Consider the following 19,409-nt stretch of genomic DNA (forward strand, 5'->3'; position numbering starts at 1 on the left):
GGACAGGCGACGCGCACAGGCGCGTTCCCTACGATGGCGCGGTGACCAGTACCGCACCCGAGGCCCTGGAGGGTCAGCACCCCGTGGCACCCACCGTGGCAGAGCCCCCTTCGTGGCAGCGGCGGCTGCGGCAGTTCGGCTACCGGCCGGACACCACGGGCGCCCTGTCCACCGGCCTGCGGGAGCGGCTGGTGCCGCCGTACACCCGCCCCTCGGAGCGGCTGTGGGAGCTGTTCCTGATCGGCCCGGCCGCCGCCGACCGGATCCGGCGCGCCTCCGCGTGGGGCGGGCCGCTGCTGGTCGCGCTGGTCGCGGGGGTGCTGCGGTTCTGGAACCTGGGCAAGCCGCACGCGGTGATATTCGACGAGACGTACTACGCCAAGGACTCCTGGGCCCTGATCAACCAGGGGTACGAGGGGGCGTGGCCGAAGGACATCGACAAGACGATCCTGTCCGACCCCGGCGCGGTCCTGGTGCCGACCGACCCCGGCTACGTCGTCCATCCGCCGGTCGGCAAGTGGGTCATCGGCATCGGCGAGAAGCTGTTCGGCTTCGAGCCGTTCGGCTGGCGGTTCATGGTGGCGCTGCTCGGCACCCTGTCGGTGCTGATGCTCTGCCGGATCGGCCGGCGGCTGTTCCGCTCGACGTTCCTGGGCTGCCTGGCGGGGCTGCTGCTGGCCGTGGACGGCCTGCACTTCGTGATGAGCCGCACGGCCCTGCTGGACCAGGTGCTGATGTTCTTCGTGCTGGCCGCCTTCGGCTGCCTGGTCGTCGACCGGGACCGGGCGCGGGCCCGGCTCGCGGCGGGGCTGCCCGAGGACGACCAGGGGATCCTGCGGCCGGACGCCTCGGTCGCGGAGACCCTGCGGCTGGGCTGGCGGCCCTGGCGGCTGGCGGCCGGCGTGATGCTGGGCCTGGCGGCCGGCACCAAGTGGAACGGGCTCTACATCATGGCCGCGTTCGGCCTGATGACCGTCCTGTGGGACGTCGGCGCCCGCCGCACGGCCGGCGCGATCCGCCCGTACGCGGCCGTCCTCAAGCGCGATCTGCTGCCGGCCTTCGTCTCCGTCGTCCCGGTGGCGATCGGCACGTACCTGCTCTCCTGGACCGGCTGGATCGTCACCGACAAGGGCTACTTCCGCAACTGGGCCGCCGAGCAGGACAAGCTGAACGGCGGCGGCACCTGGGGCTGGCTGCCCGACTGGCTGCGCAGCCTGTGGCACTACGAGACCGAGGTCTACAAGTTCCACGTCGGCCTGAATTCACCGCACACCTACGAGTCCAACCCGTGGAGCTGGATCGTCCTCGGCCGCCCGGTCTCCTACTTCTACGAGTCCCCCGCCCCCGGCCAGGCGGGCTGCCCGGCCGACGCGAGCGAGAAGTGCGCCCAGGAGGTGCTGGCCCTCGGCACCCCGCTGCTGTGGTGGGCGGCCTGCTTCGCGATCCTGTACGTGCTGTGGCGCTGGGTCTTCCGCCGGGACTGGCGGGCGGGCGCGATCGCCTGCGGCATCGCGGCGGGCTGGGCGCCCTGGTTCCTCTACCAGGAACGCACCATTTTCCTTTTCTACGCGGTGGTGTTCGTCCCCTTCCTGTGCCTCGCGGTGGCGATGATGATCGGGGCGATGGTGGGGCCCGCGGGTTCCTCGGAAAGACGGCGCACTTTCGGGGCGGTCGCCGCGGGAGTGCTCGTTCTCCTCATCGTCTGGAATTTCATCTATTTCTGGCCGCTGTACACCGGGCAGGCCATTCCGATACAGGGCTGGCGAAATCGGATGTGGCTCGACACCTGGGTCTAGTCACCGACCTGATGGCGGGAAACAGACGTTCCGGTCGCTTTCTGGTAACAGCCGTGTCTCTGCCACTGCTACCGCCCTAGGCTGCTGGGGCCGGTAAGCCAGGGGGAGGGAGCGCGGAGATGCGCAGCGGAATGAAGGTCGCGGTCGTCGGCGGCGTGTTCGTCGTCGTCGCCGGCGGCATCGGCTACGGGGGCTACAACCTCTGGAGCGGGGTCACCGGGGGCTCGGCCGGCGGGGGTGACGGCGCGCAGGGCAAGAAGAGCGGGCCCGTCACCGCCGAGGAGGTGACCTCGACGGCCGAGGACTTCCTCGCCGCGTGGGCGGCCGGCGAGTCGGACCGGGCGGCGCAGCTGACCAACGACCCGGTCGGCTCGGGCCCCGCGCTGCTGGGCTTCCGCGAGCAGGCCAAGGTGTCCGCCGCGACGATCACGCCCGGGGCGGCGACCGGCGCCGCGGTGCCGTTCACGGTGAAGGCGACCATCACGTACGAGGGCGTGTCCAAGCCCTGGACGTACGAGTCGTCCCTCACCGTGGTGCGCGGCGCCACCACCGGCCGCCCGCTGGTCGCCTGGAAGCCGGCCGTCCTGCACCCGAAGCTGACCACGCCGTCGGCGTCGATCCGCACCGGCGCGGCGAAGACGGCCGCGATCGAGGCCGTCGACCGCTCGGGCCGGGCGCTCACCGCGGAGAAGTACCCCTCGCTCGGCCCGGTCCTCGACCAGCTCCGGGAGCGGTACGGCGACAAGATCGGCGGCAAGCCCGGGGTCGAGACCTTCGTCGACTCCGGTGTGGAGGGCGTGGCCGACTCGACGCTGCTGACCCTGTCGAAGGGCGAGCCGGGGAAGCTCCAGACCACGATCGACGCGGACGTCCAGGCGGCGGCCGAACAGGCGGTGAAACGGTACGGCAAGGCGTCGGTCGTCGCGATCAAGCCCTCCACGGGCGCGATACGGGCGGTCGCCAACAACCCCGCGACCGGCTTCAACACGGCCTTCCTCGGCACCAAGGCGCCCGGCTCCACCCTGAAGATCGTCACGGCGGCGCTGCTCCTGGAGCAGGGCCTGGTGAAGGCGGACGAGAAGACCGAGTGCCCGCCGACGGCGATGTACCAGGGCCGGTCCTTCCGCAACCTCGACGGCTTCTCCATCGACGGCGGCACCTTCGGCAAGAGCTTCGCCCGCTCCTGCAACACGGCGCTCATCAAGAAGATCGACGACGTGAAGACGAAGGTGGGCGACGACCACGGGCTGAGCCGCGAGGCGAAGGAGGTCTTCGGCATCGGCCTCGAATGGAAGACCGGCATCACCTCCTTCGACGGTTCGCTCCCTCCGGCGGAGGGCGGCGAGGCGGCGGCGCAGTACATCGGGCAGGGCGCGGTGCAGATGAACCCGCTGAACATCGCCTCGATCACGGCCACCGCGAAGGAAGGCGCCTTCCGGCAGCCGTTCCTGGTCCCCAAGGACCTGGACGACCGCCCCTTCGCCACGGCGGAGCGGAAGCTGTCCGCCCCGGTGGCCCGGCAGCTCCGCGACGTCATGCGGCTGACGGCGACGGCGGGCTACGGCACGGCCACCGGCGTGCTGGCGTCGGTCGGCGGCGACAAGGGCGGGAAGACGGGCTCGGCGGAGGTCGACGGGCAGGAGTCCTCGGACTCCTGGTTCACCGGCTTCGCGGACGACCTCGCGGCGGCGGCCCTGGTCGAGGGCGGCGGGCACGGGGTGGACGCGGCGGGGCCGATCGTGGCGAGGGTGCTGAACGCGGACTAGGGGCGCGGGGCGCGGGCCGGGCGGGGCGCGGGCGGCCGGGGGCCCGTCCAGGGAGGCGAGTCGCTTCACCGGGACTTCTCCCGCTGTTCCCCCGGCGGCCCGCAACCCGGTCGCTTGGCCGCTACACCGACCGCTAGCGTGACCGCCCATGACGACGTCACACGCCGAAGCCCACCCCCAGTTCGCCGCCGCTCTCGCAGAGTTGGGCCTCGATGTCGAGGTCCGGCGCTTCCCGGACGAGACCCGCACCGCGCAGCAGGCCGCCGACGCCATCGGCTGCGCGGTCTCCGAGATCGTGAAGTCGCTGGTCTTCACGGCGGACGGGGTGCCGGTCCTGGTCCTCATGGACGGGTCCTCGCGGGTGGACCTGGAGCGGGTGCGCGAGGAGCTGGGCGCGGCCGAGGTGAGCCGCGCCGACGCGCGGATCGTGCGCGAGACGACGGGGTACGCGATCGGCGGCGTCCCGCCCTTCGGGCACCGCACCCGCACCCGCGTGCTCGCCGACCGGGGGCTGCTCGACCACCCGGTGGTGTGGGCGGCGGCCGGGACCCCGCACACGGTCTTCGCGCTGGAGCCCGGGAAGCTGGTCGCGCACGCGGGCGGGACGCTGGTGGACGTCCGGGAGCGCACGGCGTGACCCCGCTCGTCGTCGCGGCCGTGCTGGTCGCGGCCGTGACCCACGCCGCCTGGAACGCGATCGCGGCCCGCGTCACGGACCAGCTGCTGTCCTTCACCCTGATATCCGGCGGCGGCGCGCTGCTCGGCGGCGCCGCCGCCCTGTTCGTGCCGGTCCCGGCGGCGGGGGCGTGGCCGTATCTGATCGGTTCGGCCGCGCTGCACGTGGCGTACTACGCGCTGCTGATGAAGTCGTTCGCGCTCGGCGACTTCGGCCAGATGTACCCGATCGCCCGGGGCACCGCCCCGCTGGTGGTGACCGTGCTCGCCGCCGTCTTCCTCGCCGAGATCCCGTCCGCCGAGCAGCTCGCGGGCGTCGCCGTCGCCTGCGCGGGCCTGACGGGCCTCGCCCTGTGGGGCATCCGCGGCACGGGCGCCCGCCCGCACTGGCCGGCCCTGCTGGCGGCGGGCGCGACGGGCCTGTCCATCGCCGCGTACACGGTCGTCGACGGCATCGGCGTCCGCGCCTCCGGCACCCCGCTCGGCTACATCGCGTGGCTGATGCTGCTGGAGGGCCTGGTGATCCCGGCGTACGCCTTCTACCGCCGCCGCGCCGCCCTGGCCACCGAACTCCGCCCGTACGCGGCCCGCGGCCTCCTCGCCGCGGCCCTCTCGGTCGGCGCCTACGCCCTCGTCCTGTGGGCCCAGACAAAGGCCCCGCTCGCCCCGATCGCGGCGCTGCGCGAGTCGTCCATCATCGTGGGCGCGGCGATCGGCGCGGTCCTCTTCAAGGAACGCTTCGGCGGCCCGAGGATGGCGGCGGCGGGGCTGATGGTGGTGGGCATCGGGCTGATGCTGTACGCGAGCTGACCGGAGGGGCGCCGCCTTTCGGCGGGCCTCCGGGACGGGTCAGGCGTCCGGCCGGGCCGCCGCCTCCACCCGGGAGGCGCCCTCCGGTCCGCGGTCCGTGCGGAGTTCGGCCCACACGAGCTTGCCCGGGCCGCAGCGATCGGAGACGCCCCACTTCTCGGACAGCACCTCCACCAGCGGAAGCCCCCACCCGCCCTCGGCGCCGTCGCCCGGCAGCGCCATCAGCGGGCGCACCTCGGAGGCGTCGTGCACCTCGATCCGCACGAGCGAGGCGGACTCCGCCACACGGTCCAGCCCCCAGGACTCCAGCGCGTCGAGCGGACTCCGCCGGGCCATCGGCACACTTCTCGGCCCCTGCGCCCAGCGCAGTACGACGGTCTCCCCGCGGCCCCGCGCGCCCGGCTCCGGATCCATCAGGACGCCTCCTCACACCGTACCGATTCGGTCCGCTGTCCTGGGACTGTGGTGGACTGCGGTCATCGAAAGGAGCTGGTGTGACACCAAAGTGGCGGGAACTGGCGGACCGGCTGGCCGAGCGCATCCGGCGCGGGGAGTACGCGGCCGGGCAGCGGTTGCCGCACATCCGTGAGCTGGTCGAGGCCGGCGAGGGGTCGAAGTCGACGGTCCACGCCGCGTACAAGGCCCTGGAGGCCGAAGGGCTGGTCACCTCGTCCCGGGGACACGGGACGGTCGTCCGGCGGCAGGAGCCGCTCAAGCGGCTCGGCATCGACCGGTACGACAAGGCGAAGTGGCGCGACTCCGACGAGGTCGCCTTCATCGCCGACCGCCTCGCGTCGGGGCGTGCGTACAAGCGCGGCGACCAGACCCAGACGGTCGAACGCGTGACGGCACCCCCGGCCGTCGCCGCCGCGTACGGGCTCCCCGAAGGCGCCGAGGTCTACGCGCGGGCCCGGCTGGTCAAGGAAGGGAGCCGGCCGACCCACACCCTGACCAGCTACTACCGCCCCGAGCACGTGGAGGGCACCCGCATCGTCGATCCGAGCCCCGGCCCCGCCGGGCCCGGCGGCGGGTTCCGGGTGCTCCTCGACGCCGGTTACGAGATCGACCACATGCGCGAGGAGCTCCGTGCCCGGGCGGCCACGCCCGAAGAGGCGACACGGCTCCAGCTGGCGCCCGGTGAGTGGGTCGTGGAGCTGCACCGGACCGCGTACACGGCGGACGGCACCGTCGTCGAGTTCGCCGTCGGCGTCCACGCCGCCACCCGGTTCGCCTGGACCTACGACTTCCAGGTCCCCGACAGCAAGGCCACGGAAGCGTGATGATCTCCGCTCAGGACTGGTCCGACGCCCGGCTCCTCTGGGAGCTCCAGCGGATGCGTCACGAGCCGCGGCCCTGCTCGGTCGCGGTCGGGCTCGGCAGTCACGACCTCGGGGTCGCCGACGCGACGGTCGCCCTCTACCGGCGCGGGATGGCGCCGCTCATCGTCTTCACCGGTGCCACGAGCCGCACCACGCGGGACCGGATGCCGCGCGGCGAGGCGGAGCACTACCGGGAGCGGGCGCTCGAACTCGGGGTGCCGGGCTCGCTCGTGCTCGTCGAGCCCCGGGCCCGCAACACCGGGGAGAACGTCCGCTTCACGCGGGAGCTGCTCGCCGAGCGGGGCATCGCCGTGGCGTCGGTGCTGCTCGTCAGCAAGCCGTACGAGGAGCGCCGGGCGTACGCGACGGCGCGGAAGCTGTGGCCCGGGGTCGAGATCGTCAGCGCCTCCTCGCCGATGACGCTCCCGGAGTACGTGGACTCGCTCGGCGACGCCCGGCTCGTCCTCGACATGCTCGTCGGCGCGGTGCAGCGGCTCATGGTCTACCCCGAGCGGGGGTTCATGATCGCGACGGAGATCCCCGCCGACGCCCTCGCCGCCTTCGAGCGCCTCCGCGCCCGCGGCTTCACCAGTCGGCTCGTCGTCGACTGAACGGCTCACTCCACATCCCAAACTCGACGACAAGTCCCATATCGGCCGCCTAGATTCCCTCTCAAGATCGCGTACGCCGCCGAGCGCGTGCGCCTACGAGGGAGATCGCATGAACAGGTCCCGCACCCTGGGCACCGTCCTGGCCACCGCCGTGCTGACGGCCGGCGCGCTCGTCGCGTCCGGCTCCGCCGCTTCCGCCACGGCGCAGCCCGCCTATCAGTTGAAGAACGCCTACGGCGGGAAGTGCGTGGCGCTCCAGGGCGACGCCAACGGGAACATCCCGTTCGCCTGGGACTGCCTCGACTTCGCCGACCAGCGCTGGATATTCGACGACACGAACGCCCCCACCCCCGGCGTCTTCCAGCTCAGGAGCGCCAACAGCGGGAAGTGCCTGATCGTGCGCGGCTCCGACAACGGGACCGTCCCCGAGCAGTACGAGTGCCTGAACTTCGCCGACCAGTTCTGGCAGAAGGTCATGACCGACGACCCGGACGTCTTCAAGCTGAAGAACTTCAACAGCGGCAAGTGCCTGACCATGCAGGGCTTCGAGAACGACAAGAACCCGTTCCAGTACGACTGCGAGGACTACGCGGACCAGGGGTGGTACATCCGGTAGGCGACCGGGGAGTTCTAGAGAGCCGTGCGCAGGGCTCTCACCAGTGCCTGGGCGCGCGGGTCGGCCGTGACCGTCTTGCGCATCCCGTTGGTGACGTAGCCGAAGGCGATCCCGGACTCGGGGTCGGCGAAGCCGAGCGAGCCGCCCCGGCCCGGGTGGCCGAAGGAGCCCGGGGCGAGCAGCGGCGAGGCGGGGCCGTGCAGCATGTACCCGAGGCCGAAGCGGGTGCCGACCAGGAGCACGCGGTCGGCGCCCGCCGACTCCTCCGTGCGGGCCAGCGTCAGCGTCGCCGGGGCGAAGAGCCGCGCGGCCCCGGCGACCGGGCCCAGCGTCGCCGCGTAGAACCGGGCGAGCGAGCGCGCGGTGGCGACGCCCGCCGAGCCGGGCAGCTCGGCCGCCCGGTACGCCGGGTCGTTCTCGTCGGGCGCGGGCTCGATCACCCCGAAGGCCCGCCGGGTCAGCGACTCCGGGTCCCGGTACGCCTCGGAGACCGCCCGCTTGGGGCGCAGCCGCAGGGCCCCGCTGTCGGCCGGCTCCCGCTCCTCCACCGGGCCGAGCCGCCCGACCCGGTGGGCCTCGGCGTCGGGCAGCCCGATCCACAGGTCCAGGCCGAGCGGGGCGGCGATCTCCTCGGCGACCCAGCGGCCGATGGTGCGCCCGGTGACCCGGTGCACCAGGCCGGAGAGCAGCCAGCTGAAGGTGTGCGCGTGGTAGCCGTGCGCCGTGCCGGGCTCCCAGACGGGGGCCTGGGCCGCGATCGCGGCGGTGGCCGTCGGCAGGTCGACCGCCTCGGCCAGGGTCAGCGGGCGGTCCAGGACGGGGACGCCCGCCCGGTGCGCGAGGAGCTGGCGCACGGTCACCCGGTCCTTGCCCGCGGCCTTGAACTCGGGCCAGTACGTGCCGACCGGGGCGTCCAGGTCGAGCAGCCCGCGCTGGTGGAGGAGGAGCGGCACGGCCGCGGCGACGCCCTTGGTGGCGGAGCGGACGACCTGGGCGGTGTCCTCGGCCCAGGGGGCGTCGCCGTCGACGTCCTTGGTGCCCGTCCACAGGTCGACGACCTTCACGCCGTCCCGGTACACCGCGACGGCCGCGCCGCGCTCGCCGCGCTGCTCGGCGTTGCGCAGGAACGCGTCCCCGACCGGCTCGAAACCGGCCTCCACCGTGCCCCTGACGTCCACCTGGTCCACGCTCCCTCGTCCCGCCCTCGTCGTTCGCTCCCCCACGGCCCTCCATGGTGCAACGTGGGCGGCGACCGGCCGATTCCGGGGGCCGGGTGGGCTGCGGGGTCGTTCAGGCCACCGAGCTCGGCACGAAGCCGTACGGGAGTTCCAGCCGGTGCCGGGCCATGAGCTCCTCGTCGGCGAGGATGTCGCCGGTCCGCCCGTCGGCCGCGATGACGCCCTCGCTGAGGATCACCGCGCGCGGGCAGAGCTCCAGCGCGTACGGCAGGTCGTGGGTGACCATGAGGACCGTGACGTCCAGGGCGCGCAGGATGTCGGCGAGCTCGCGGCGCGAGGCCGGGTCCAGGTTGGACGAGGGCTCGTCGAGGACCAGGATCTCCGGCTCCATCGCGAGGACGGTCGCGACGGCGACCCGGCGGCGCTGGCCGAACGACAGGTGGTGCGGCGGCCGGTCGGCGAACTCCGCCATGCCGACGCGCTCCAGGGCCTGGTGGACCACCGCCTCCAGCTCCGCGCCCCGCACGCCCGCCGCGGCGGGCCCGAAGGCCACGTCCTCGCGGACGGTCGGCATGAAGAGCTGGTCGTCGGGGTCCTGGAAGACGATGCCGACCCGGCGCCGGATCTCCGCGAGGTGCTTCTTGGCGACCGGCAGCCCGGCGACGGTCACCCCGCCCGCGCCGCCGGTGAGGATGCCGTTGAGGTGCAGGACCAGGGTGGTCTTGCCCGCGCCGTTGGGGCCGAGCAGCGCGACGCGCTCGCCGCGCCCGACGGTCAGGTCGACGCCGAACAGGGCCTGGTGGCCGTCGGGGTAGGCGTAGGCGAGGCCCCGGACGTCCAGGGACGGGGGGACCGGAACGGCGGCGGAGGGTGTGGTCATAGCGTCCATCCGAGGAGGCAGATCAGGAGGGCGGCGAGCGGCAGCGCGGCGGCGTACCGCCACTGGGCGGGGGTCGCGGTGGCCTCGTCGATGACCGGCATCGACCCGGTGTAGCCGCGGCTCACCATCGCGAGGTGGACGCGCTCGCCGCGCTCGTAGGAGCGGATGAAGAGGGCCCCCGCCGACTTGGCGAGGACGCCCCAGTGCCGTACCCCGCGGGCCTCGAAGCCGCGCGAGCGGCGGGCGATCGACATCCGGCGCATCTCGTCGGTGATGACGTCCCCGTAGCGGATCATGAAGGACGCGATCTGGACGAGCAGCGGGGGCAGCCGCAGCCGCTGGAGGCCCAGGAGCAGGGCGCGCAGCTCGGTGGTGGCGGCGAGGAGCACGGAGGCGGCGACGCCGAGGGTGCCCTTGGCCAGCACGTTCCAGGCGCCCCACAGGCCGGGGACGGAGAGCGAGACGCCGAGGACGGTGGTCCGCTCGCCGGGCACCACGAAGGGCATCAGCACGGCGAAGGCCACGAACGGGACCTCGATGAGCAGCCGCTTCAGCACGAAGCCGCCCGGCACCCGGGCCCGCCAGGCGGCCACGCCGAGCAGCGCCGCGTACCCGGCGAAGGCCCAGACCGCCTCGCGCGGGGTGGAGACGACCACGACGACGAAGCCGAAGACGGCGGCCAGCTTGGCGTGCGGGGGCAGCGCGTGGACCGGCGAGTCCGCCCGCCGGTAGAGCTTGTGGGCGTGCCCCGCGCCCATCAGGCGTCCGCGTTCGCGGAGGCGTCGGCGCTCGCGCTCCGGCGGCGGCGGACGGCCCAGAAGGCGCCGCTGCCGACGGCGAGGGTCGCGCCCACGCCGATCACCCCGGCGAGACCGCCGGACAGGCGCGCGTCGGAGACGTCCTTGACGCCGTAGTCGGCGAGCGGGGAGTCGGCGGCGGCGTGCGGCGCCACCTTGCTGTCGATGCCCTTGTCGGCGGCGACCTTCTCCAGGCCGTCGGGGCTCGCGGAGGCGTAGAAGGAGACGAAGCCGGCGAGGACGAGGGCGGTGGCCACGCCGCCGATCCAGAGCTTGCGCGAGGAGCGGGGCGCGGCCGGGGCGGGGGCGGGCGTGGTGTCGACGGGCGCGGCGTCGATGAGCGCGCCGCCCACGCGCAGCTTGAGCGGGGCGGTCAGGCCGCGGGCGCCGTGCACGAGGTCGGGGCGGACGGCGATGACGGCGCCGACGGTGAGCATGGTGATCACGGCCTCGCCGATGCCGATGAGGACGTGGACGCCGACCATCGCGGTCAGGACCTTGCCGATCGGTACGTCGGTGGTGCCGCCGATCGCGTAGATCGCCGTGAAGGCGGTGGCGGCGGCGGGCACGGAGACCAGGGCGGCGACGAAGGAGGCGATGGTCACCGAGCGGCGGGTGCGCGGCAGCGCGAGGACCAGGCCGCGGAAGAGCGCGTAGGACACGACGACGGTGACGACGCCCATGACGGTGATGTTCACGCCGAGCGCGGTGAGCCCGCCGTCGGCGAAGAGGACGCCCTGCATGAGCAGGACGACGGCTATGCAGAGGACGCCGGTGTAGGGGCCGACGAGGATCGCGGCGAGGGCTCCGCCGAGGAGGTGCCCGCTCGTTCCCGCCGCGACGGGGAAGTTGAGCATCTGCACGGCGAAGATGAAGGCCGCGACGAGGCCCGCGAGCGGGGCCGTCCGCTCGTCGAGTTCTTTACGGGCCCCGCGCAGGCTGACGGCGACGGCGCCGGCGGCGACGACTCCGGCGGCGGCCGATACGGGGGCGTTGATGAATCCGTCAGGTACATGCACAACCGGCATCATAGGACGCTGCTGCGAAGGGCTTGCAAGAGCGCAGAGGACACAAAAGCGGGGCCCTCGCTCGGCACATGCGCCGGTACATATGCGACATTGGATGACAAACGCGACGAGTGTGAGACCGTGAGGAGCCGTCCGATGACGCACAGCACGAACGCCCACGCCGTCGAGAACCATGCCGTCGAGGACCGGGCGCGGGGCCGGATCGTCACCGACGCCCCGCTCTCCCGCCCCGTCCCGGTGGACCTCCGCTACGACGCCGACTTCTCGCCCGCGACCGTCCGCTTCGGCTTCCCCGGCGGCATCGAGTGGTCCTTCCCCCGCTCGCTCCTGGAGACCGGGCTGCGCGGGCCCGCCCGGCGCGGGGACATCGGGGTCTGGCCCTGCGGCCGGGTCCAGACGGTCGTCGAGTTCCACGGCGCCGACGGGGTCGCCGTCGTCCAGTTCGACACGACGGCCCTGATGCGCTTCCTCCGGCACACCTACGCCGCCACCGCGTCGGACTCGACGCGATGACGGCGTAGGGTCGCGTCGGCTCCCCGTCCCCACAGGTTCCGGCGCGGTCCGGGGCCCGCCGCCCGCTCAAGCGGCGGCCCCGGAGATCAGGGGCTCAGGGGGTCAGACGGAGACCAGCTCCTTCTTCCCGTCGCCGTGGTCCCCGGCGTCGCCCTCGTCGCGCCCGTCCTTCGCGGTCAGGCCCTCGCCCTCGACGTCCACGTTGGGCAGCACCCGGCCGAGCCACTTCGGCAGCCACCACGCCTTGTGGCCGAGCAGCGCCAGCACCGCCGGGACGATCGCCATGCGGACCACGAAGGCGTCGAAGAGGACGGCGACGGCGAGGCCGAAGCCGATCATCTTGATCATCTGCTCGTCCATGCCGATGAAGCCGGAGAAGACCGCGATCATGATCACCGCGGCGGCGGTGACCACCCGGGCGCTGTGCTTGAAGCCGGCCACGATCGCCTCGCCGGGGCGCGCCCCGTGGACGTACGCCTCGCGCATCCGGGTGACCAGGAAGACCTCGTAGTCCATGGCCAGGCCGAAGACCACGCCCACCATGAAGATCGGCATCATCGACATGATCGGGCCGGTCTGCTCGACCCCGAACAGGCTGCCGAGCCAGCCCCACTGGAAGACCGCGACGACCGCGCCGAGGGCGGCGACGACGGAGAGCAGGAAGCCGAGGGCCGCCTTCAGCGGGACCAGGATCGAGCGGAAGACCACCATCAGGAGCAGGAAGGCGAGGCCGACCACGAGCGCCAAGTAGGGCAGCAGCGCGTCGTTCATCTTCTGCGAGAAGTCGATGTTCATCGCGGTGGCGCCGGTGACGAGCACGTCGTCGCCGGTGGCGCCGCGGATGTCGTGCACCAGCTCCTCGGTGTCGTGCGAGGACGGGCGGTCCTTCGGGATCACCGTGATCATCGCCGCGTCGCCGGCCTTGTTCGGGGTCGGCGGGGTGACCGCCACGACGCCGTCCAGGCCCTTGATCGTGTCGACGGTCTTGTCGGCGGTCGCCTTGTCGCCGTCGACGACGACGAGCAGCGGGCCGTTGAAGCCGGGCCCGAAGCCCTCGGAGAGCAGGTCGTAGGCGCGCCGCTCGGTCGTGGAGACGGCCTTGACGCCGTCGTCCGGCAGGCCCATCTCCAGGGAGGCGGCCGGGACGGCGATCGCGCCGAGGCCGAGGACGCCGACCAGCAGGACGAGCACGGGGCGGCGGATGACGAAGCGGGCCCAGCGGGTGCCGCCGTTGACCTTCTCGGCGGCGGGGGCGTTCCCGTCGGACGCCTCCCCGCCCTTGCGCTGCTTGCGGCCGAGGACCTTGTCACCGGCGAAGCCCAGCAGGGCCGGGATGAGGGTGAGCGCGATCAGGACGGCGATCACGACCGTACCGGCGGCGGCGAAGCCCATCTTCGTCAGCATCGGGATGTTGACGACGGCCAGGCCGACCAGCGCGATGACCACGGTGAGGCCGGCGAAGACCACGGCGGAGCCCGCCGTGCCGACGGCGCGCCCGGCGGCCTCCTCCTTGCCGCGGCCCTCGGCGAGCTCCGCGCGGTAGCGGGAGACGATGAAGAGGGCGTAGTCGATGCCGACCGCGAGGCCGATCATCATCGCGAGGGTGGAGGTGGTCGAGCCGAGGTCCAGGACGTTGGCGAGCGCCGTGATCGTCGAGACGCCGATGCCGACGCCGATGATCGCGGTGAGCAGCGGCAGCCCGGCGGCGACCAGCGAGCCGAAGGTGATGACGAGGACGATGCCGGCGATGACCACGCCGACGACCTCGCCCGCGCCGGTCTCCGGCATGCTCTGGAGCGCGTCGCCGCCGATCTCGACGGTCAGGCCCTGGCCCTGCGCGGCGTGGCCGGCCTCCTTGAGCGCGTCACGGGTCGCGTCGGTCAGCTCCATCCCGCTGACCTTGTACGAGACGGATACGTAGGCGATCCGGCCGTCCTGCGAGACGGCCTGCGCGGTGTACGGGTCGGTGACCCGGGCGACCTGGTCGGAGCCCGACTTCAGGGCGGCGACGGTCTCCTCGACCTTCGCCTTGTTGGCCGGGGTCTTCATGGTCTGGCCGGCCGGGGCCTCGAAGACCACGCGGGCGGTGGCGCCGTCGGCGTTGCCGCCGGGGAAGCGCTCTTCCAGCAGGTCGAAGGCGCGCTGGGCCTCGGTGCCGGGGATCGAGAAGGAGCTGGAGGTCGCGGTGGGGGCGGTGGCGGCTCCGATGCCGGCGACGGCGAGGAGGGCCACCCAGAGCAGGGCGACGAGCCGTCGGCGCCGGAAGGCGGAACGGCCGAGCTTGTAGAGGAACGTGGCCACGGGGGCGTACTCCCGGTGTGAGTGGGACAGGGCATGGGGAGCCGGCCCGACGGCGTGAGCGGTGCGCAACGTCAGGTGGAGGTACTGCGGGGTGTCGGTACCGCGGGTGGTACCGCGGGTGGTGGTGCGGGTCGCCGGCCGCGGGGAGGCCGTGGGCGGAGGTCGGTCTTCGGTACGGGTGTCGGTCAGGCGCCGAGTGAGGGGAGCACGACGGCGTTGACGTAGGCGGTGAGGAAGGCGGCGTCGACCGGCCGGTCCTCGATGAGCGGCCGGGCGACGAACGCGCCGATCAGCATGTGGGGGATGAGCTTCAGCGCCGGGTTGTCGGCGGCGACCTCGCCCCTGCGCACGGCCCGCTGGAGGACCTCGTCGAGCCCGTTCATCTCGGGTTCGACGAGCAGCTCGCGCATGGCCTGGAGCAGATCGGGGTTGTCGTGGACGGCGTGGGCGAGACCCCGCATGAGCGCGGCGTCCTTCTCCAGCCGGCAGTCGTCGGTCCGCTCCAGGATGACCTCGAAGTCACCGCGCAGGCTGCCGGTGTCGATCTCGCCGAGCTGGACCGGCTTGTCGTGCCGGAGCGCCATGACGACGAGCTGAGGCTTGCTCCCCCACTGGCGGTAGAGGGTGGCCTTGCTGGACCGGGTGCGGGCGGCGACGGCGTCCATGGTGAGGGCGTCGTAGCCGACCTCGCGCAGCAGATCGAGCACGGCCGTGTAGAGCTCGGACTCCCTCTCGGGGGTGAGCCTGCTGGCCATGACCGGCCTCCTGTCGAGCGAACGAAACGGTTTCGTACTCCACGACGATATACCCGGCCCCTCTGCGAAACGAAACGGTTTCGTACGTGTCCTGTGCCACACCCGGGGCGCGCGCGGGACGCACCCGGGACGCACCCGAGGCGCGCGCGGGGCACGCCCCGGGACGCCCCTCGGCCCCCGCCCGGCGGACGCCTCGGGCACACGTACGAGTTGCCGCACCCCCCACGCGCGGAAAGCATGAGGAGGTGAGTGACGACCTCGCGTATCTCCGCTTCCCGCACCTCCACGGCGAGCTGCTCTGCTTCGTGACCGAGGACGACCTCTGGGTCGCCCCGCTCGTGCCCGGGGGCCACCGCCCCGGGCGGGCCTGGCGGATCACCGCCGACCGGACCAGGGTCGGCCCCCCGCGCTTCTCCCCCGACGGCCGCCACCTCGCCTATACGAGCTGGCGCAGCCTCGACCCCGAGATCCACCTCGCCCCCGTCGACGGCGGCCCGGCCCGGCGGCTCACCTACTGGGGCTCGACCGACACCCGGGTCTGCGGCTGGTCGCCGCCCGACAAGGACGGGCGCTGCGACATCCTCGCCGTCTCCTCGCACGGGCAGCCCTTCTCGTACTACTCCTGGGCCTACACCGTCCCCACCGACGGCACCCCCGGCGGCCGGATGCCCTGGGGCCCGGTCTCCGACATCACCGTCGCCGACCTCGCCCTCGCCGACGGCGCCGAACAGCGCCGCACCCTGCTGCTCACCGGCCGCCCGCCGCACGAGCCCGCCTCCTGGAAGCGCTACCGGGGCGGCGCCATGGGACGGCTCTGGCTGCACGGCGAGCGCCTCCTCGAAGAGCTCGGCGGGCAGTTCGAGTCGCCGCTGATCGTCGCCGCGCCCGAGGCGGAGGGCGGGCACCGGATCGCCTTCCTCTCCGACCACGAGGGCATCGGCAACCTCTACTCCTGCCGCCCCGACGGCGGCGGGCTGCGCCGCCACACCGACCACGACGCCTTCTACGCCCGGCACGCCTCCAGCGACGGGCGCCGGATCGTCTACCAGTGCGCGGGCGAGCTGTGGATCGTCGAGGACCTGAGCGCCGACGGCCGCCCGCGCCGCCTGGACGTCCGGCTCGGCGGCCCCCGCACCGGCCGCCGCCCCTACCAGGTGCCGACCGCCCACCACGTGGACGCGCTCTCGGTCGACGAGACCGGGCGGGCCAGCGCCGTCTCCGTGCGCGGCAGCCTCTACTGGCTGACCCACCGCGACGGCCCGGCCCGGACCATCGCGGACACCCCGGGCGTACGGGTCAGGCTGCCCGAGATGCTGGGCAGCGGCGGCCAGGTCGCGTACGTCACGGACGCGGAGGGCGAGGACGCCGTCGAGATCGCCTACCTCCCGCGCGCCAGCGGCGACCGCGCACCGCGCCGGCTCGCGGCCGGGCGACTGGGCCGGGTCGAGGAGATGGCCGCCGACCCCGACGGCGACCGCCTGGCCATCGCCTCCGACGACGGCCGCCTGCTCCTGCTGACGACGACGGACCCGGAGGAGGAGACGGCGGAGGAGGACGAGTCCGCCGACCCGAAGGACGCGGCGGCGGACGGCGAAGAGGACACCGACTCCGGTACGGATACGGATACGGATACGGATACGGGTACGGGTACGGGTACGGGTACGGACGGGGATACGGGCGCGGGCGCAGGCGCGGATACGGGCGCGGGCGCGGGCGCGGGCGCGGGCGCGGATACGAGTACGCCCCCACCCCCCGCCCCCGGCGACGTCACCGAGCTCATCCGTTCCGTCAACGGCCCCGTCCGCGACCTCGCCTTCTCCCCCGACGGCACCTGGCTCACCTGGTCGCACCCGGGGATCGGGCGCTCGCTGCGCTCGATCAAGATGGCCCGGATCTCCGGGCCCGGCGCGCCCGTCATCGTGGACGTCACCAACGGGCGCTTCGAGGACGAGAACCCGGTCTTCACCAGCGACGGGCGCTACCTCGCCTTCCTCTCCTGGCGGGGCTTCGACCCGGTGTACGACGTGCACACCGGCGACCTGTCCTTCCCGCTGGGCTGCCGCCCCTACCTCGTACCGCTCAACTCGGCGACCCCGTCGCCCTTCGCGCTGCTGCCCGACGGGCGGCCCGCGGCGGGCGGCATGGACCCCGCCGACGAGGGCGCGGGCACCGGCGACGGCACGGTGACCGTCGAACTCGAAGGGCTCGCCGAGCGGGTGACGCCCTTCCCGGTCACCGCCTCCAAGTACTCGGCGCTGTCCCCGGTGACCGGCGGCGGCCTGGTCTGGCTGCGCTGGCCGATCTCCGGCGCGCTCGGCGAGACCTTCGCCAACCCCTCGGACCCCTCGCCCCGCCCGACCCTGGAGCACTACAACATCACCAAGGCGCGCAAGGCCGAACTCGTCGACCACCTCGACTGGTTCGCGGTCAGCGGCGACGCCTCGCGGCTGGTCGTCGTCGACGAGGGCGAGCTGCGCGCCGTACCCGCCAACGAACCCGGCGACCTCGACTCCACCGTCTACCTGGACCTGCGCCGCATCGTGCACGAGGTGGACCCGGCGGCCGAGTGGCGGCAGGCATTCGACGAGGCGGGCCGGATCGTCCGCGCCTACTTCTGGGAGCCGGGCCTGGGCGGGGTCGACTGGACGGCGGTGCTCGACCAGTACCGGCCACTCGTCGAACGCTGCGCCTCACCCGACGAGTTCGCCGACCTGCTCCGCGAGGTCTTCGGCGAACTCGGCACCTCCCACGCGTACGTCACCCCCGCCCGGCGCAACGAGGGCCCGCCGCACTACCAGCGCGCCCAGGGCCTGCTGGGCGCCAACCTGGTGTGCCGGGAGGACGGCTGGCTGGTCAAGCGGATCCTGCCCGGCGACTCCTCCGACTCCAAGGCCCGCTCCCCGCTGGCCGGCACCGGCATCCGCGAGGGCGCGGTCCTCACCCACGTCGACGGCCGCCCGGTCGATCCGGTCACCGGCCCCTACCCGTTGCTCTCCGGCACCGGCGGCACCACCGTCGAGCTGGCGTTCCGGCCCGCCGGGTCACCGGGCCGCGCCCGCCGCGTCGCCGTCGTCCCGCTCGTCGACGAACGCCCGCTGCGCTACCAGGACTGGGTGGCCAAGCGGCGCGCGGTGGTGCGGGAGCTCAGCGGCGGGCGCTGCGGCTATCTGCACATCCCCGACATGGGCGGCTCCGGCTGGGCGCAGTTCAACCGCGACCTGCGCATGGAGGTCTCCCGGCCGGCCCTGATCGTGGACGTCCGGGGCAACGCGGGCGGCAACATCAGCGAGCTGGTGATAGAGAAACTGACCCGCCGGATCCTCGGCTGGGACCTCACCCGCAACGCCCAGCCCGTCTCGTACGCCTCGAACGCGCCGCGCGGCCCCGTCGTCGCGCTCGCCGACGAGGCCACCTCCTCCGACGGCGACATGATCACCGCCGCGTTCAAGCTGCTCGGGCTCGGCCCGGTGGTCGGCCAGCGCACCTGGGGCGGCGTCGTCGGCATGACCGGCCGGCACCGGCTCGGGGACGGCACGCAGATCACCGTGCCGATGAACGCGGCCTGGTTCCCCGAGTACGGCTGGTCGATCGAGAACCACGGGGTGGAGCCGGACCTGGCGGTCCTGCGCACCCCGCTCGACTGGGCGGAGGGGCGGTACGCACAGCTCGACGACGCCGTGCACATCGCGCTCGCCCTGCTCGACGAGACGCCCGCGGCGAGCCCGCCGGGCTACGAGGACCTGCCGGACCGCTCCCGCCCGAAACTGCCGCCGAGGTCCAGCTCGTAGGCGATCCCGGGCTCGTCGGCGGGCTCCCCACCGGTCCCGGCGGACCCGGGCGCGCCCGCCCCCGGCCCGACCGGCAGCCGCACGCTCCCCACCGCGCCGAAACCGACCCGGGCCAGCACGGCCCGGGACGGCCCGTTGCCGAGGGTCGTCGCGGCGGTGAGCCGGCTCAGCCCGTATTCCTCGCGGGCCAGCCGGCACAGCTCCCGCACCGCGCCGGTCGCGAGCCCGCGGCCGGTGGCCTTCTCTGCGAGCCGGTAGCCGAGTTCGGCGCTCCCGCCGGTCACGTCCACCAGGTTGAAGCGGCCGAGGATCTCCCCGCCGTCCCCGACGAGCACGTGGAAGGCGATCCCGCCCTCCTCCTGCTCGTCGAGCAGCGCCCGGTGGCGGTCCTCGAAGGCGTCGAAGTACGCGTCGCCCCGGTCGGGCACGGAGGCGGCGAAGAAGGCCCTGTTCTCCCGCTCGAACGCGAGCAGGGCGGGCGCGTGGTCGGGTCGCAGTCGCTCAAGTACGGGCATGGGCGCCACCGTACGGAACGGGGCGCCCCGCCGCCCCCGGTTATGGCGGAACACGCGAAGG

At 73.4% G+C, this 19,409-nt stretch carries 17 protein-coding genes; 9 read left to right on the top strand and 8 right to left on the bottom strand.

The features are described 5' to 3' along the window. Window positions 1–41 precede the first annotated feature (41 nt). The 4 genes from AB0C99_RS16590 (at window position 42) to AB0C99_RS16605 (ending at window position 5,047) form a co-directional block, all read left to right on the top strand. The gene (locus AB0C99_RS16590; protein WP_362475432.1) at window positions 42–1,796 is read left to right on the top strand and encodes a phospholipid carrier-dependent glycosyltransferase; all 1,755 of its coding nucleotides are present in this window, start codon (window positions 42–44) and stop codon (window positions 1,794–1,796) included. A gap of 119 nt (window positions 1,797–1,915) precedes the next feature. Beyond that, the gene (locus AB0C99_RS16595) at window positions 1,916–3,562 is read left to right on the top strand and encodes a penicillin-binding transpeptidase domain-containing protein (RefSeq protein WP_362475433.1); all 1,647 of its coding nucleotides are present in this window, start codon (window positions 1,916–1,918) and stop codon (window positions 3,560–3,562) included. A gap of 148 nt (window positions 3,563–3,710) precedes the next feature. Continuing rightward, window positions 3,711–4,199 (top strand): YbaK/EbsC family protein, encoded by a 489-nt coding sequence (locus AB0C99_RS16600; RefSeq protein WP_362475435.1) that lies wholly within the window; start codon window positions 3,711–3,713, stop codon window positions 4,197–4,199. After that, window positions 4,196–5,047: a DMT family transporter gene (locus tag AB0C99_RS16605; RefSeq protein WP_362475437.1), complete on the top strand. Its 852-nt coding sequence runs from the start codon at window positions 4,196–4,198 to the stop codon at window positions 5,045–5,047. Before AB0C99_RS16600 ends, AB0C99_RS16605 begins: the two co-directional genes overlap by 4 nt. 39 nt (window positions 5,048–5,086) lie before the next feature. Here the strand turns inward: AB0C99_RS16605 and AB0C99_RS16610 are convergent, their stop codons facing one another. Then, window positions 5,087–5,461 carry a hypothetical protein gene (locus tag AB0C99_RS16610; protein ID WP_362475439.1) on the bottom strand — a complete coding sequence of 125 codons (375 nt, stop codon included), beginning with the start codon at window positions 5,459–5,461 and terminating at the stop codon, window positions 5,087–5,089. 80 nt (window positions 5,462–5,541) lie between these two features. Between AB0C99_RS16610 and AB0C99_RS16615 the strand changes: the two genes are divergently transcribed. The 3 genes from AB0C99_RS16615 (at window position 5,542) to AB0C99_RS16625 (ending at window position 7,593) form a co-directional block, all read left to right on the top strand. Then, window positions 5,542–6,327: a GntR family transcriptional regulator gene (locus tag AB0C99_RS16615; protein ID WP_362475441.1), complete on the top strand. Its 786-nt coding sequence runs from the start codon at window positions 5,542–5,544 to the stop codon at window positions 6,325–6,327. Then, window positions 6,327–6,977 (top strand): YdcF family protein, encoded by a 651-nt coding sequence (locus tag AB0C99_RS16620; RefSeq protein WP_362475442.1) that lies wholly within the window; start codon window positions 6,327–6,329, stop codon window positions 6,975–6,977. The genes AB0C99_RS16615 and AB0C99_RS16620 overlap by 1 nt, the downstream gene beginning before the upstream one ends. A gap of 109 nt (window positions 6,978–7,086) precedes the next feature. Further along, window positions 7,087–7,593 (top strand): RICIN domain-containing protein, encoded by a 507-nt coding sequence (locus AB0C99_RS16625; RefSeq protein ID WP_362475443.1) that lies wholly within the window; start codon window positions 7,087–7,089, stop codon window positions 7,591–7,593. Window positions 7,594–7,607: 14 nt separating this feature from the next. On the opposite strand, the gene AB0C99_RS16630 is transcribed toward AB0C99_RS16625, so the two are convergent. From AB0C99_RS16630 to AB0C99_RS16645, 4 genes are all read right to left on the bottom strand, one after another. Beyond that, window positions 7,608–8,771 carry a serine hydrolase domain-containing protein gene (locus tag AB0C99_RS16630; RefSeq protein WP_362475516.1) on the bottom strand — a complete coding sequence of 388 codons (1,164 nt, stop codon included), beginning with the start codon at window positions 8,769–8,771 and terminating at the stop codon, window positions 7,608–7,610. Window positions 8,772–8,883: 112 nt separating this feature from the next. Then, window positions 8,884–9,651 carry an ABC transporter ATP-binding protein gene (locus AB0C99_RS16635; RefSeq protein ID WP_362475445.1) on the bottom strand — a complete coding sequence of 256 codons (768 nt, stop codon included), beginning with the start codon at window positions 9,649–9,651 and terminating at the stop codon, window positions 8,884–8,886. After that, a complete protein-coding gene (cbiQ, locus tag AB0C99_RS16640; RefSeq protein ID WP_362475447.1) occupies window positions 9,648–10,409 on the bottom strand; it encodes a cobalt ECF transporter T component CbiQ in 762 nt (253 codons plus the stop codon). The genes AB0C99_RS16635 and cbiQ overlap by 4 nt, the downstream gene beginning before the upstream one ends. Further along, complete coding sequence (locus AB0C99_RS16645) at window positions 10,409–11,467, bottom strand: energy-coupling factor ABC transporter permease (protein WP_362475449.1); 1,059 nt, start codon at window positions 11,465–11,467, stop codon at window positions 10,409–10,411. Before AB0C99_RS16645 ends, cbiQ begins: the two co-directional genes overlap by 1 nt. A 144-nt stretch (window positions 11,468–11,611) precedes the next feature. Between AB0C99_RS16645 and AB0C99_RS16650 the strand changes: the two genes are divergently transcribed. After that, window positions 11,612–11,989 carry an SsgA family sporulation/cell division regulator gene (locus AB0C99_RS16650; protein ID WP_362475451.1) on the top strand — a complete coding sequence of 126 codons (378 nt, stop codon included), beginning with the start codon at window positions 11,612–11,614 and terminating at the stop codon, window positions 11,987–11,989. A gap of 102 nt (window positions 11,990–12,091) precedes the next feature. Here AB0C99_RS16650 and AB0C99_RS16655 read toward each other — a convergent pair whose 3' ends face one another. Both AB0C99_RS16655 and AB0C99_RS16660 read right to left on the bottom strand, forming a co-directional pair. Beyond that, entirely contained in the window at window positions 12,092–14,290 is a 2,199-nt protein-coding gene (locus AB0C99_RS16655; RefSeq protein ID WP_362475453.1) for an MMPL family transporter, read from the bottom strand. Window positions 14,291–14,475: 185 nt separating this feature from the next. Continuing rightward, entirely contained in the window at window positions 14,476–15,045 is a 570-nt protein-coding gene (locus AB0C99_RS16660; RefSeq protein ID WP_362475454.1) for a TetR/AcrR family transcriptional regulator, read from the bottom strand. Between the two features lie 245 nt (window positions 15,046–15,290). On the opposite strand from AB0C99_RS16660, the gene AB0C99_RS16665 reads away from it, so the two are divergent. Beyond that, window positions 15,291–18,833: a S41 family peptidase gene (locus AB0C99_RS16665; protein WP_362475455.1), complete on the top strand. Its 3,543-nt coding sequence runs from the start codon at window positions 15,291–15,293 to the stop codon at window positions 18,831–18,833. On the opposite strand, the gene AB0C99_RS16670 is transcribed toward AB0C99_RS16665, so the two are convergent. After that, window positions 18,776–19,348, bottom strand: coding sequence for a GNAT family N-acetyltransferase (locus tag AB0C99_RS16670; protein ID WP_362475457.1), 573 nt, complete (start codon window positions 19,346–19,348; stop codon window positions 18,776–18,778). The two genes, AB0C99_RS16665 and AB0C99_RS16670, sit on opposite strands and share 58 nt — an antisense overlap. Between the last annotated feature and the right edge of the window lie 61 nt (window positions 19,349–19,409).

The organism is Streptomyces sp. NPDC048659, from assembly GCF_040650575.1.
GTDB lineage: Bacteria > Actinomycetota > Actinomycetes > Streptomycetales > Streptomycetaceae > Streptomyces.

Excerpts from the sequence above, each read along its gene's own strand:
- AB0C99_RS16595 (WP_362475433.1), top strand. The coding sequence starts at position 1,916 with ATGCGCAGCGGAATGAAGGTCGCGGTCGTCGGCGGCGTGTTCGTCGTC.
- AB0C99_RS16600 (WP_362475435.1), top strand. The coding sequence starts at position 3,711 with ATGACGACGTCACACGCCGAAGCCCACCCCCAGTTCGCCGCCGCTCTC.
- AB0C99_RS16610 (WP_362475439.1), bottom strand. The coding sequence starts at position 5,461 with ATGGATCCGGAGCCGGGCGCGCGGGGCCGCGGGGAGACCGTCGTACTG.
- AB0C99_RS16620 (WP_362475442.1), top strand. The coding sequence starts at position 6,327 with ATGATCTCCGCTCAGGACTGGTCCGACGCCCGGCTCCTCTGGGAGCTC.
- AB0C99_RS16625 (WP_362475443.1), top strand. The coding sequence starts at position 7,087 with ATGAACAGGTCCCGCACCCTGGGCACCGTCCTGGCCACCGCCGTGCTG.
- AB0C99_RS16635 (WP_362475445.1), bottom strand. The coding sequence starts at position 9,651 with ATGACCACACCCTCCGCCGCCGTTCCGGTCCCCCCGTCCCTGGACGTC.
- cbiQ (WP_362475447.1), bottom strand. The coding sequence starts at position 10,409 with ATGGGCGCGGGGCACGCCCACAAGCTCTACCGGCGGGCGGACTCGCCG.
- AB0C99_RS16650 (WP_362475451.1), top strand. The coding sequence starts at position 11,612 with ATGACGCACAGCACGAACGCCCACGCCGTCGAGAACCATGCCGTCGAG.
- AB0C99_RS16660 (WP_362475454.1), bottom strand. The coding sequence starts at position 15,045 with ATGGCCAGCAGGCTCACCCCCGAGAGGGAGTCCGAGCTCTACACGGCC.
- AB0C99_RS16670 (WP_362475457.1), bottom strand. The coding sequence starts at position 19,348 with ATGCCCGTACTTGAGCGACTGCGACCCGACCACGCGCCCGCCCTGCTC.